Origin of the sequence: Citrobacter sp. Cy070 (genome assembly GCF_030332245.1) — a bacterium.
Lineage (GTDB): Bacteria > Pseudomonadota > Gammaproteobacteria > Enterobacterales > Enterobacteriaceae > Citrobacter > Citrobacter youngae.
In genome coordinates this window covers 130,891-143,437 of the sequence record NZ_JAOWIG010000085.1, presented here as the reverse complement: position 1 = coordinate 143,437, position 12,547 = coordinate 130,891, and the positions used below count along the sequence as shown (strand labels likewise).

Annotated in this window: 11 protein-coding genes, 1 tRNA gene and 1 pseudogene; 8 read left to right on the top strand and 5 right to left on the bottom strand. The window is 52.6% G+C overall.

The window, feature by feature from the left end; translation table 11 throughout:
* Positions 1 to 77 precede the first annotated feature (77 nt).
* Positions 78 to 776 (bottom strand): annotated as a pseudogene (locus OGY19_RS17810) (tyrosine-type recombinase/integrase); the annotation flags it as partial.
* Between the two features lie 199 nt (positions 777 to 975).
* Positions 976 to 1,060 (bottom strand) — tRNA-Leu (locus tag OGY19_RS17805).
* 360 nt (positions 1,061 to 1,420) lie between these two features.
* Here OGY19_RS17805 and OGY19_RS17800 point away from each other — a divergent pair.
* Positions 1,421 to 2,413: an IS110 family RNA-guided transposase gene (locus tag OGY19_RS17800; RefSeq protein WP_163447883.1), complete on the top strand. Its 993-nt coding sequence runs from the start codon at positions 1,421 to 1,423 to the stop codon at positions 2,411 to 2,413.
* A gap of 466 nt (positions 2,414 to 2,879) precedes the next feature.
* On the opposite strand, the gene OGY19_RS17795 is transcribed toward OGY19_RS17800, so the two are convergent.
* The gene (locus tag OGY19_RS17795) at positions 2,880 to 3,140 is read right to left on the bottom strand and encodes a hypothetical protein (RefSeq protein WP_142438260.1); all 261 of its coding nucleotides are present in this window, start codon (positions 3,138 to 3,140) and stop codon (positions 2,880 to 2,882) included.
* A gap of 334 nt (positions 3,141 to 3,474) precedes the next feature.
* On the opposite strand from OGY19_RS17795, the gene OGY19_RS17790 reads away from it, so the two are divergent.
* Entirely contained in the window at positions 3,475 to 3,699 is a 225-nt protein-coding gene (locus OGY19_RS17790) for a hypothetical protein (protein WP_142438261.1), read from the top strand.
* A 118-nt stretch (positions 3,700 to 3,817) separates the two neighbouring features.
* On the opposite strand, the gene OGY19_RS17785 is transcribed toward OGY19_RS17790, so the two are convergent.
* Positions 3,818 to 4,258, bottom strand: a complete 441-nt coding sequence (locus OGY19_RS17785; protein ID WP_163447881.1) for a GNAT family N-acetyltransferase — start codon at positions 4,256 to 4,258, stop codon at positions 3,818 to 3,820.
* Positions 4,259 to 4,816: 558 nt separating this feature from the next.
* On the opposite strand from OGY19_RS17785, the gene ahr reads away from it, so the two are divergent.
* Complete coding sequence (gene ahr / locus OGY19_RS17780; protein ID WP_115601067.1) at positions 4,817 to 5,836, top strand: NADPH-dependent aldehyde reductase Ahr; 1,020 nt, start codon at positions 4,817 to 4,819, stop codon at positions 5,834 to 5,836.
* A 30-nt stretch (positions 5,837 to 5,866) separates the two neighbouring features.
* On the opposite strand, the gene idnK is transcribed toward ahr, so the two are convergent.
* Positions 5,867 to 6,388: a gluconokinase gene (idnK, locus tag OGY19_RS17775; protein WP_048212820.1), complete on the bottom strand. Its 522-nt coding sequence runs from the start codon at positions 6,386 to 6,388 to the stop codon at positions 5,867 to 5,869.
* A 217-nt stretch (positions 6,389 to 6,605) separates the two neighbouring features.
* On the opposite strand from idnK, the gene idnD reads away from it, so the two are divergent.
* The 5 genes from idnD (at position 6,606) to OGY19_RS17750 (ending at position 12,501) form a co-directional block, all read left to right on the top strand.
* On the top strand, positions 6,606 to 7,649 hold the full coding sequence (gene idnD, locus OGY19_RS17770; protein WP_115601068.1) for an L-idonate 5-dehydrogenase: 1,044 nt from the start codon (positions 6,606 to 6,608) through the stop codon (positions 7,647 to 7,649).
* A gap of 11 nt (positions 7,650 to 7,660) precedes the next feature.
* Complete coding sequence (gene idnO / locus OGY19_RS17765; RefSeq protein ID WP_048212822.1) at positions 7,661 to 8,425, top strand: gluconate 5-dehydrogenase; 765 nt, start codon at positions 7,661 to 7,663, stop codon at positions 8,423 to 8,425.
* Between the two features lie 123 nt (positions 8,426 to 8,548).
* A complete protein-coding gene (gene idnT, locus OGY19_RS17760) occupies positions 8,549 to 9,868 on the top strand; it encodes a gnt-II system L-idonate transporter (RefSeq protein WP_016155581.1) in 1,320 nt (439 codons plus the stop codon).
* A 52-nt stretch (positions 9,869 to 9,920) separates the two neighbouring features.
* Positions 9,921 to 10,919 (top strand): DNA-binding transcriptional regulator IdnR, encoded by a 999-nt coding sequence (gene idnR, locus OGY19_RS17755; RefSeq protein WP_048212823.1) that lies wholly within the window; start codon positions 9,921 to 9,923, stop codon positions 10,917 to 10,919.
* A gap of 79 nt (positions 10,920 to 10,998) precedes the next feature.
* A complete protein-coding gene (locus tag OGY19_RS17750; protein WP_048213481.1) occupies positions 10,999 to 12,501 on the top strand; it encodes a helicase HerA-like C-terminal domain-containing protein in 1,503 nt (500 codons plus the stop codon).
* The last annotated feature ends 46 nt before the right edge of the window (positions 12,502 to 12,547 follow it).

The window sequence follows — 12,547 nt, the reverse complement described above, 5'->3', positions numbered from 1 at the left end:
AGCTGATAGAAACAGAAGCCACTGGAGCACCTCAAAAACACCATCATACACTAAATCAGTAAGTTGGCAGCATCACCGGTGAGCTCAACAGCCAAACGGGTCAAAGAGCGTCCCGTGTAACCATCAATTCGGTGGAGCAGTTCAGGCAGGCGTTTCAGCTCAAGCGCAGGACGATGGACACGGTTACTGGAAGCAACCGCACCTGCCATTTCCTGGGCTGGATTGTAATCAATCAAGCCACTTTGAACGGCATACCTCATTATGGCAGTTGTCCGTTGCTGAAGACGAGAAGCTACTTCAAAACGGCCTGTAGCTTCTACAACTTTGATAGGGGCAAGCAGATCGCGAGTTCTCAGCTCCTCAATACTACGTTTGCCGATTGCATGGAACAGATTATCTTCCAGACTTTTTAGCACCCGTCGACTGTGTTCCTCTGACCATTTCTTGTTAGTTGCATGCCAATCTCTGGCAACAGACTCAAAGGTAATGGCCTCTTTTGCCTGCTCCTCTTTTACAGCACGCTTATGCCCGCGAGGATCAATTCCTGCAGCAACAAGCTTTCTGGCCTCTTCCCTTTTTTGACGAGCATCAGCCAGTGACGTTTCAGGGTAAACCCCAAACGCCATTAGGTGCTGCTTACCACCAAAACGAAAACGGAACCGCCAGTATTTTGAGCCGTTAGGGTGAATCAGCAAAAACATGCCATCCCCATCGACAAGGGTGTACTCCTTTTCCTGCGGTTTCGCAGAACGCACTTTGATATCTGTCAGAGCCATAAAAGTTCTCCTTCCATGTGCCGCTGTGAGTATACAACCATTATCGAACCAGCATATATACTCGGTTCTATACTCACAAGCAGCTTGATGTGGGTTGACTCAGATTGACTTCTGTTGAAAGGAAAATCGCGGAAAGCCTTGCGGATACTGGATTTCAGGCACAAAAAAAGACGTCCGTTGACGTCTATTGATGTTCCGATGGTGCCGAAGGCCGGACTCGAACCGGCACGTATTTCTACGGTTGATTTTGAATCAACTGCGTCTACCGATTTCGCCACTCCGGCACGGAAGGGATGCGGAAAACGTTGTGGATTATACCTGTCGTGCGCCGCCATGCAAGCGCCAGCGTGTGTCTGGCCTGCTAAGTGTTGAAAATTTCAGCATTACCTTTCTTAGCTGCAACCCTCATCACAGTTTGCCCTCTTCTTAATCCCCCCTTCTTGTATGTAATAGGTACATGGTGGTTAGCTACCGCCATATGAAGCGAAGTGAGCCAGTCCCCCTTCCGAAGGTAAACCTTGCTTAGCAGCTTATGGCCCTTCGCTTCACCTTTCACGCCAGCAATAATCTTGAACGGTTACCAGGAGCTCGACTCTGAATGAACAAGGCGAACGGCGTGATGGTTATGTGAAAGGAGAGAAGAAATGTACCAACTCGGTATTGATGTAAGTAAAAAAACACTGGATGTCTGCCTGATGCGAGAAGGTGTCCGTGGACGATTAAAGACAAAAAAGGTCAAAAACGACTTCAAAGCAGTACACATCATCACTGAATGGCTTGAGCATCATAATTGCTCGCTAAGTGATGCTCACATCATTATGGAGGCGACAGGTGTGTACCATGAGTTACTGGCCACGGGACTGCATTTGGCAGGAGTGAAAGTTTCTCTGGCCAACCCTCACCGTACCCGTGAATTTGCCCGTGGTATGGATATCCTGACTAAAACTGACAAGGTTGATGCCTGGGTGCTGGCTTGTTATGGCGCTTTAAAACAACCTGAAGCATGGACTCCTCCATCAGAGGAGATTCGCCATCTCAGCGCCCTCCTCAAACGCAGGGACCTTCTGGTCAGCGATGCTACACGAGAGAAAAATCGACTGGAGAAATATCGAGCTACCCACACACCGGAAGCCATTATCATATCTGCAGAAAGTATGCTGACGCGGCTGAATGATGAACTGGCAAAAATTGAGCTGATGCTGAAGCAGCATATTGAAAAACATATCGTTCTTAAAGAGGACTATGAGCTTCTGACTTCTATTAAATCAGTTGGGCCACAATTAGGACTCAATATGCTTGTTATTTTACGCTCACATGACTTCAGAACTGCAGAGCAAGTTGCGGCTTTCCTAGGGGTTGCTCCTGTTGAGAAACGCTCTGGTACTTCCGTCAGAGGGCGTTCACGGATGTCTAAAATTGGGCCTCCTGAAATAAGAGCCAAGTTGTATCTTGCTGCACTCTGCGGTCTAAGATTCAACATAGCGATGAAATCTATGTATGAACGCCTATGCCTGAATGGTAAGGCAAAAATGGTAGCTATAGGAGCCTTAATGAGGAAATTGATCCACTGGTGTTTTGGTGTTCTAAAATCCAGACAACCATTTGATACTAATTATATTAATATGGGAAGAATGTAAGCCAGAATTGGGCATAAGCCTGAAGGTCGATCGTCAGGTCGAATGTATTGACCGTAGATTTCACTTCTCTACGGGAGATTGTTGCGCCTCTTGTACACGAATGTCCGCTGAGTGCCAAGAGCGGACATTCATATCTTAGTATTGAGAGCCTTAAATCGCTTTGCTAATGAGGACAGGCGATCGGTGCCCAACACACAATGCGACTTCCATACCTCGTTCAGCTCTGAAACTCACCAAAGCCAACGTCTCCTCGGTTCTTGCCAGGCCCCCTGCCACAGGTCAAAACGTGTGAGTGGTTCAAGTTTTTTTAGAATAGCAGCTTCACCCACTGATGAGAGACTTCGCTCCGAAATGGAAATACCGAAAAGGCATTCAGCGACCGGGAATGTTTCACATTCTGACGTCAGCGATCCCAATGCTTTTTCTATCTTGCTACGTTCTGCTTTGATAATTAACTGAAGCCCCATCAGCTTTTAAACTCCACAATGGCTACTTGCTCAAGCGCTTTCCTGACCTGGGCCTGAACCTGATCAGGGATGGATTGCCCTCTGATGTCATAGACGACCCGGCAAGTGTGAATGTGCGGTGGAAGCTGCGTTAGTCCCCAGCCTATTCTGGCAATATTGTATGCAATACTGAGACTTATCGATTCCGGTGATGCCAGACTGTGGTTGGCCACAAGGAGAAACTCGCCGCGGTCTTCATTTATAAACTCCGGGGTAAACATTATTCCTCCCTTCCATTATCTTCGCCAACTTCTGGCAATTGAATGCTTTTTCATCAATGCCTTATCTTAGCAGGAATCCTGTTCGAGTCACGATGCCCGCTTGGCGTTCAGACGGATCTTAAATGTCGTTATCCGTCAGCTCTTCGCTCATCGCTGCCGGTCAGATGTTTCGCACGACAGATGATGCATCAGCAGGGGAGCAAACTGCCATGGACAGAATCACCGCAAAATTCACCAGAACGAAAACGAATATTACCCCTACATTTAGTGGTAGCTACGTGAAGGTGGTTCATCTATTCTGCTTGTATCAGCGGGCAGGCCGGAGTCACTCTTTGTGGATAATCCCATCCTTCAGAAAACCATCATTATCTTTATTCTCATCCTGTGGATAATCGATGAATTCAGGGCCAAGAAAAGAAAATGTTCTGACCCCGCTATTGAAGCAGCTGATGCCAGAGAACGCCATGAATGGCGCTATCTCAGATGGGGGTTCCGGACTATACAAGTGGCAGCAACAGTGTATATCTTCGTTCAGCTGATTCAGGTATTACTGAGATAAATGCCACAGGCAGGTTCAACTGAATAGAAACATCTTACTGTCCAGTTAAGCCTCGGTGATCGCCGTTGTGTAGGTCACTTGAGTGCCAGAAGCAGAACTCAATAAATTTCGTAGAAGGTCAACTACCACGTTGTTTCTCTAATCGGATAAAATCGCCATCTAATGTAGTTTCATTAGTCCAGCCTAGTTGCATGTAAAATTTGGCCGCACGGCTGTTTCTATCTGTTTCCAGCCAGGCAACGTCGTGATGTTTGAACAACTCCTGTTCAGCAATCGTTGTAAGTCTGCGACCGATGCCTCTGCCTTCGTAGACAGGAAGGACAAAAAGACCAAAAAGAGAGCCTTTCTCCCTTAAAATCATCGAAAAACCTACCACTTCATCATCATCTGTCGCAACCCATGCGCAGTAACCTTCCTCGATCATATTGCTCACGGTACTCTCGGTAACGCCCAACTCCCGCATCTCTTCATGGCTCAAGTGATTCTCAGTTACAGAAGTTCTGACAATGAAAATACTCTCAACATCAGATGCTTCCGCTGGTCTTATATTGATATCCATTAGCTTATACCATGTATGAAAAAGATAATTTTGAGGATAATACAATCATATCTTTTACAGAACCCTGAAGCTTTGAGCGGAATCGCGGCTGTACATAATGTCCGCTGTTCGCTCATAGCGGACCATATTGAAGTTTATTTTTTAGACTGGCGAGCAGTGCACAGCCAGTCATTCATGCCCGAAGGGCATAAAAGGCGATATTCAGGTGTTAAACAGGGGTGAATAAATGAATCGCCGATGCCCGGCGAAGCCGGTACGTATTGATAGGTTTCACCAATCCCATCCCCCACCCTGCCAGACCTCAATGAATTTCCAGAAATAACTGTTCTAACCAAGCCTCCCCGGTGGGGCGCAGTTAGCGCCGGTCGCTTGCGACCGGGAACGGCTGGCCACTTGTGGCCTGGCGCGCGGTACTGCGAGTGCGCAGCCGAAGGCAAGCTACGGGGGCGTTGCTACGAAATTACAGGCGAAATAGCTTGATTTAACACGGTAGCTGCGAAGCGTCCCGTTTCCCCATGCTCTACACTTCCAGTTCAACACCACACTGAGGGAAACACGATGTCGATGATAAAAAGCTACGCCGCCAAAGAAGCAGGCAGCGAACTCGAACTCTATGAATATGATGCGGGCGAGCTCAAGCCGGAAGATGTCGAAGTCCAGGTCGATTACTGCGGTATCTGCCATTCTGATTTGTCGATGATCGACAACGAATGGGGATTCTCTCAGTATCCGCTGGTTGCCGGGCATGAAGTGATTGGTCGCGTGGCAGCGCTCGGCAGCGCGGCGCAGGATAAGGGTCTGAAGGTTGGTCAGCGCGTCGGTATTGGCTGGACGGCGCGCAGCTGCGGGCACTGCGACGCCTGTATCAGCGGTAATCAAATCAACTGCCTGGAAGGTTCCGTTCCCACTATTCTTAATCGCGGCGGCTTTGCCGAGAAGCAGCGGGCCGACTGGCAGTGGGTGATCCCGCTGCCGGAGAGTATCGATCTGGCGGCAGCTGGCCCATTATTGTGCGGCGGCATTACGGTGTTCAAACCGCTGCTGATGCACCATATCACAGCCACCAGCCGTGTCGGGGTGATCGGCATCGGTGGCCTGGGACATATCGCCATTAAGCTGTTACACGCGATGGGCTGCGAAGTGACCGCATTCAGCTCCAATCCGGCGAAAGAGCAGGAAGTGCTGGCGATGGGGGCGGATAAGGTGGTCAACAGCCGCGATCCGGATGCGCTAAAAGCGCTGGCGGGCCAGTTCGATCTCATTATTAACACGGTTAACGTCGATCTCGACTGGCAGCCCTATTTTGAAGCGCTGGCCTACGGCGGAAACTTCCATACCGTCGGCGCGGTGCTGAAGCCGCTGCCGGTGCCGGCATTTACCTTAATTGCTGGGGATCGCAGCATCTCCGGTTCGGCGACCGGGACGCCATTCGAGCTGCGCAAGCTGATGAAGTTTGCCGGGCGCAGCAAGGTGTCGCCTACCACCGAGCTGTACCCGATGTCGCAAATTAACGAAGCAATCCAGCACGTGCGTGACGGCAAGGCCCGCTACCGCGTGGTGCTGAAAGCCGACTTCTGATGCCGGGCTCAGTCCCGCAAGGGACTGGGCTTATTGCCCGTTACGAAACGCGAGCACCGCCTGGCGGCACTGTTCCGTCACATGCTCAATGTCATGGTTCACGTCGATGCGGGCAATATCTTTCTCATCGTCCTGCGGGCACTCCAGCGCGTCGAACTGGCTTTTGAGTAATCCCACCGGCATAAAATGCCCTGCCCGACGCTGCATGCGCGCCAGAATAGTCTCGTAGTCGCCGTCCAGCCACAGAAAATGCACATTCGGGCTGCCCTGACGCAATATATCGCGGTACTGTTTTTTTAATGACGAGCAGACAATAAACCCGGTCTCGTTCTTTTTATATAAACTGTATGAGGCGTCATTTAATCGCGCTAGCCACGGCAGTCGGTCTTCATCGGTTAATGGAATACCGTCAGACATTTTATCAATATTTTTAGCGGGATGGAGATCGTCGCCATCAATGAATTTAGCCGATAACATTGCGGCAATTTTGCTGCCAATTAATGATTTACCGCTTCCCGAAACGCCCATCAAAATATAACTTTCCCCGGCCATTGAAAAAACTCCAGATTCATATTCCATGGCGCGATACTACGCCTTCCACATTACAGAATTCACCTTTTTTCGCCGCGACTGAGCAGATTTACAGGGCGCATCACGTTATGCGTAACATTGTAGTGTAACAATTTCTCAGCGTGATCTACGTCACAAATAATAACAATTAAAACCGTTTAAATGCTGCCGAGGTTACTACCTGACCAGTGAGGCATTTATGCAAGTCAAAACCCAATCCTGCGTTGTCGCGGGTAAGAAAACTGTTGCCATTACCGACCAAAATATAGAATGGAATAATAAAGGAACGCTGGTACAAATTACCCGCGGGGGAATTTGTGGTTCCGATTTACATTATTATCAGGAAGGCAAAGTCGGTAATTTTACCGTTAAAGCGCCGATGATTTTAGGCCATGAAGTTATTGGTAAAGTAGTGCACAGCGATTCAACAGAATTACATGAAGGTCAGTCGGTGGCGATTAATCCGTCGAAGCCCTGCGGTCACTGCAAATACTGTCTGCAGCATGAAGAAAACCAGTGTACGGAAATGCGCTTTTTTGGCAGCGCCATGTATTTTCCCCACGTCGACGGCGGCTTTACTCAGTTTAAAACCGTCGATACTGCGCAGTGCATCCCCTACCCTCAGGAGGCCGATGAAAAAGTCATGGCCTTTGCCGAACCGTTGGCGGTCGCGATCCACGCCGCGCATGAAGCGGGCGACCTGCAGGGCAAGCGCGTGTTTATCTCCGGCGTTGGGCCTATCGGCTGCCTCATCGTCAGCGCGGTAAAAACGCTCGGCGCGGCAGAAATCGTCTGTGCGGATATCAGCCCGCGCTCGCTCTCGCTGGCGCAACAAATGGGAGCCGACACGCTGATTAACCCGCAGCAGGACTCGCTCGATGAGTGGAAAAAAGAGAAAGGCTACTTCGACGTCAGCTTCGAAGTCTCCGGTCACCCGTCCTCAATCACCACCTGTCTGGAAGTGACCCGCGCGAAAGGCGTGATGGTGCAGGTCGGCATGGGCGGCGCGGTGCCGGACTTCCCGATGATGATGCTGATCGGCAAAGAGATCGCGCTCAAAGGCTCATTCCGCTTTACCACCGAGTTCAACACCGCGGTGTCGTGGCTGGCGAATAACGTTATCGATCCGCTGCCGTTACTCAGCGCCGAATATCCGTTTACCGACCTCGAACAGGCGCTGATCTTCGCCGGGGATAAAACCCAGGCGGCGAAGGTCCAGCTCGTTTTCGAAGACATAAAATAAGGAATAGCATGATGAACGATCTTTTTTCACTGGACGGCAAAAATATTCTGATCACCGGTTCGGCCCAGGGTATTGGTTATTTACTGGCGACCGGGCTGGGTAAATATGGCGCGCAGATTATCGTCAATGACATTACGCCGGAGCGCGCGGAGGCCGCCGTCGCCAAACTGCAGCAGGAAGGGATCCGCGCCGTGGCCGCGCCGTTCAATGTTACGCATAAACAGGACATTGACGCCGCCATCGACCATATCGAAAAAGACATTGGCCAAATTGATGTGCTGGTGAATAACGCCGGTATCCAGCGTCGCCATCCGTTTACCGAGTTCCCGGAGCAGGACTGGAACGATGTGATTGCCGTGAACCAGACGGCGGTATTCCTGGTCTCCCAGGCGGTAACGCGTCGCATGGTGGAACGTCAGGCTGGGAAGGTCATCAACATCTGCTCCATGCAGAGCGAACTGGGCCGCGACACCATCACGCCGTATGCCGCCTCGAAAGGCGCGGTGAAAATGCTTACCCGCGGGATGTGTGTTGAGCTGGCACGCCACAATATCCAGGTCAACGGGATCGCGCCGGGCTACTTCAAAACCGAAATGACCAAAGCGCTGGTCGAGGATGAAGCCTTCACCTCCTGGCTGTGCAAACGTACGCCAGCCGCGCGCTGGGGCGATCCGCAGGAGCTGATCGGCGCGGCGGTATTCCTCTCTTCTAAAGCATCCGATTTTGTTAACGGGCACCTGTTGTTTGTCGATGGCGGCATGCTGGTCGCCGTCTGATACCACACAACGCAACATCACGCAGCGCCCAGGCGCTGCATTTTTGGCTCCCCCCTGAATAATTCGAGTTGCAGCCAACACACCTGCAGCTTGAAGGATGACGGGGATATAAGAGAAACGATTATGCCATTAATAATAATTGCGGCAGGCGTCGCGCTGCTCCTGGTCCTGATGATTGGCTTTAAAGTTAACGGCTTTATTGCTCTGGTCCTGGTGGCGGCGGTCGTTGGTTTTGCCGAAGGGATGGATGCACAGGCCGTTCTGCACTCAATACAAAACGGGATCGGTGGCACGCTCGGCGGATTGGCGATGATCCTCGGCTTCGGCGCAATGCTCGGCAAACTGATTTCCGATACCGGTGCGGCCCAGCGCATCGCCACCACGCTGATTGGCACATTCGGTAAAAAGCGCGTGCAGTGGGCGTTGGTGATCACCGGTCTGGTTGTCGGTCTGGCGATGTTCTTCGAAGTCGGCTTTGTTCTGCTGCTACCGCTGGTGTTTACGGTAGTGGCCTCGTCCGGCCTGCCGCTGCTGTATGTCGGCGTACCGATGGTCGCCGCGCTGTCCGTGACCCACTGTTTTCTGCCGCCTCACCCGGGGCCGACCGCGATTGCCACCATTTTTGAGGCCAATCTCGGTACCACCCTGCTGTACGGCTTTATTATTACTATCCCGACGGTGATTGTCGCCGGGCCGCTGTTTTCTAAGCTGCTGACCCGCTTTGAGAAAGCGCCGCCGGAAGGGTTATTCAACCCGCATCTGTTCACCGAAGAAGAGATGCCGTCGTTCTGGAACAGTATCTTTGCGGCGGTTATCCCGGTCATACTGATGGCGGTCGCCGCCGTGTGCGAAATTACGCTGCCAAAGACCAACAGCGTGCGGGTGTTCTTTGAGTTTATCGGTAACCCTGCGGTCGCGTTGTTTATCGCTATCGTGCTCGCCATTTTTACCCTTGGTCGACGTAACGGGCGTACGATCGAGCAAATTATGGATATCATTGGCGACTCTATCGGCGCAATCGCGATGATTGTGTTTATCATCGCCGGGGGCGGCGCGTTTAAGCAGGTTCTGGTCGACAGCGGCGTGGGACAATATATCTCGCACCTGATGACCGGCACGTCGCTTTCTCCGTTGCTGATGTGCTGGACGGTTGCCGCCTTGCTGCGCATCGCGCTCGGTTCAGCCACCGTGGCGGCGATCACCACCGCAGGCGTGGTGCTGCCGATTATCAACGTCACGCATGCCGATCCGGCGCTGATGGTGCTGGCTACCGGCGCGGGCAGCGTGATTGCCTCCCACGTTAACGACCCGGGATTCTGGCTGTTTAAAGGCTATTTTAATCTCAGCGTGGGGGAAACGTTGCGCACATGGACGGTCATGGAGACACTGATTTCCATTATGGGGCTGCTGGGGGTTCTGGCGCTGAACGCCATCCTGCATTAAGACGGTCATCACCGGGGAGCACAGGTCTGCGCTCCCCGGCACTGGAGAGAAAATGAGGAACCACAGAATTTCTTTGCAAGACATCGCCACGCTGGCGGGCGTGACCAAAATGACGGTGAGCCGCTACATTCGCTCGCCGAAAAAGGTCGCAAAGGAAACCGGTGAACGCATCGCGCAGATTATGGAGGAGATTAATTACATCCCCAACCGCGCGCCCGCGATGCTGCTGAACGCGCAAAGCTACACGCTCGGCGTGCTGATCCCCTCGTTTCAAAACCAGTTGTTCGCAGATATTCTGGCCGGTATTGAGTCAGTCACCTCGGACCATAACTATCAGACGCTGATCGCCAACTACAATTACGACCGGGAATCAGAGGAAGAGTCGGTGATTAACCTGCTGTCGTACAATATCGACGGCATTATTTTGTCCGAGAAATATCACACTCTGCGCACAGTTAAATTTCTGCGTTCAGCCAACATTCCGGTGGTCGAGCTGATGGATATTCAGGGCGATCGTCTGGACATGGAAGTAGGTTTCGATAACCGTCAGGCGGCGTTTGATATGGTCAGCACCATGCTGGATAAACGTCAGCGGCGCAAAATCCTCTATCTCGGTTCGAAAGACGACGTCCGCGATGAACAACGCTATCGCGGCTACTGCGATGCCATGACGCGTCGAGGTCTGGTGCCGCTGCGCGTCAATCCGCGCGCTATTTCGTCCATTCATCTTGGCACCCAGATGATGCGGGACGCGCTGGCTGCGCATCCGGATGTAGACGGCGTGTTTTGCACCAACGACGATATTGCGATGGGCGCGCTGTTGCTGTGCCGCGAGCGCGAGCTGGCCGTTCCGGAGCAGATCTCAATTGCCGGTTTTCACGGGCTGGAAATGGGCAGGCAGATGATCCCAAGCCTCGCCAGCGTGATCACCCCGCGTTTTGACATTGGCCGCATGGCGGCGCAGATGTTGCTGAGCAAAATCAAGAACAACGACCATAACCACAACACCGTGGATCTTGGGTATCAGATTTATCACGGCAATACGCTTTAAGTCATTTTCTCTCGCCATCGCATACTCTCTTTGATGGACATTGCCTATACTCCAGGCAGGATAAATGGAGGAAATCTCAATGAGCGCACCCCTGCTAATTGCCCGCACGCCGGACACTGAACTGTTTTTACTGCCAGGCATGGCCAACCGTCACGGGCTGATTACCGGCGCGACCGGGACCGGCAAAACCGTCACGTTACAAAAGCTTGCCGAATCGCTGTCCGGGATTGGCGTACCGGTATTTATGGCCGATGTGAAAGGTGACTTAACCGGCGTAGCCGAGGAAGGCCAATCCTCTGAAAAGCTGCTCGCCCGCCTGAAAAACATCGGCATTACCGACTGGCAACCGCATGCCAATCCGGTCACCGTGTGGGATATCTTTGGCGAAAAGGGTCACCCGGTGCGGGCCACGGTATCTGATCTCGGGCCGCTGCTGCTGGCTCGTCTGCTGAATCTCAACGACGTGCAGTCCGGCGTGCTGGATATTATCTTCCGTATTGCCGATGACCAGGGTCTGTTGCTGCTGGATTTCAAAGATCTGCGGGCCATTACGCAGTACATCGGCGATAACGCTAAATCGTTCCAGAACCAGTACGGCAACATCAGTAGCGCCTCGGTGGGCGCTATCCAGCGCGGACTGTTGTCACTGGAACAACAGGGCGCGGCGCACTTCTTTGGCGAACCGATGCTGGATATCAAAGACTGGATGCGAACCGACGCCAGCGGCAAAGGGATGATCAACATCCTCAGCGCCGAGAAACTCTACCAGATGCCCAAACTGTACGCCGCCAGCCTGCTGTGGATGCTCTCCGAACTGTACGAACAGCTGCCGGAAGCAGGCGATCTGGAAAAACCAAAACTGGTGTTCTTCTTTGATGAAGCGCATCTGCTGTTCAACGACGCCCCGCAGGTGCTGCTGGATAAAATCGAACAGGTGATCCGCCTGATCCGCTCGAAAGGGGTCGGTGTGTGGTTCGTCTCGCAAAACCCGTCGGATATTCCGGACAACGTGCTTGGCCAGTTGGGTAACCGCGTGCAGCACGCCCTGCGCGCGTTCACGCCGAAAGATCAGAAAGCGGTGAAAAGCGCGGCGCAAACCATGCGCGCCAACCCGGCGTTTGATACCGAGAAAGCTATTCAGGAGCTGGGCACCGGCGAGGCGCTGGTGTCGTTTCTGGACGCCAAAGGCAGCCCGTCGGTGGTGGAGCGGGCAATGGTGATTGCGCCCTGCTCCCGTATGGGGCCGGTAACCGACGATGAGCGCAACGGGCTGATCAATCACTCCTCGCTGTACGGCAAATATGAGGAAGAGGTCGACCGCGAATCCGCCTATGAGCGTTTACAGCAAGGCGTGCAAGCCAGCACCGGGCAGCAAAATACGCCTCCCGCCAACGGTAAAGCGGTCGAGGTTGACGACGGTATTCTCGGTGGGTTGAAGGATATTTTGTTTGGCAGCACAGGACCACGCGGCGGCAAGCGCGATGGCGTGGTACAGAGCGTGGCGAAAAGCGCGGCGCGACAGGTCACTAATCAGATAATCCGCGGCATGTTGGGGAGTTTGATGGGCGGGAGAAAACGCTAGTGTCCGTGTTACTGTGCCGGATGGCGGCGTAAACGCCTTATCCGGC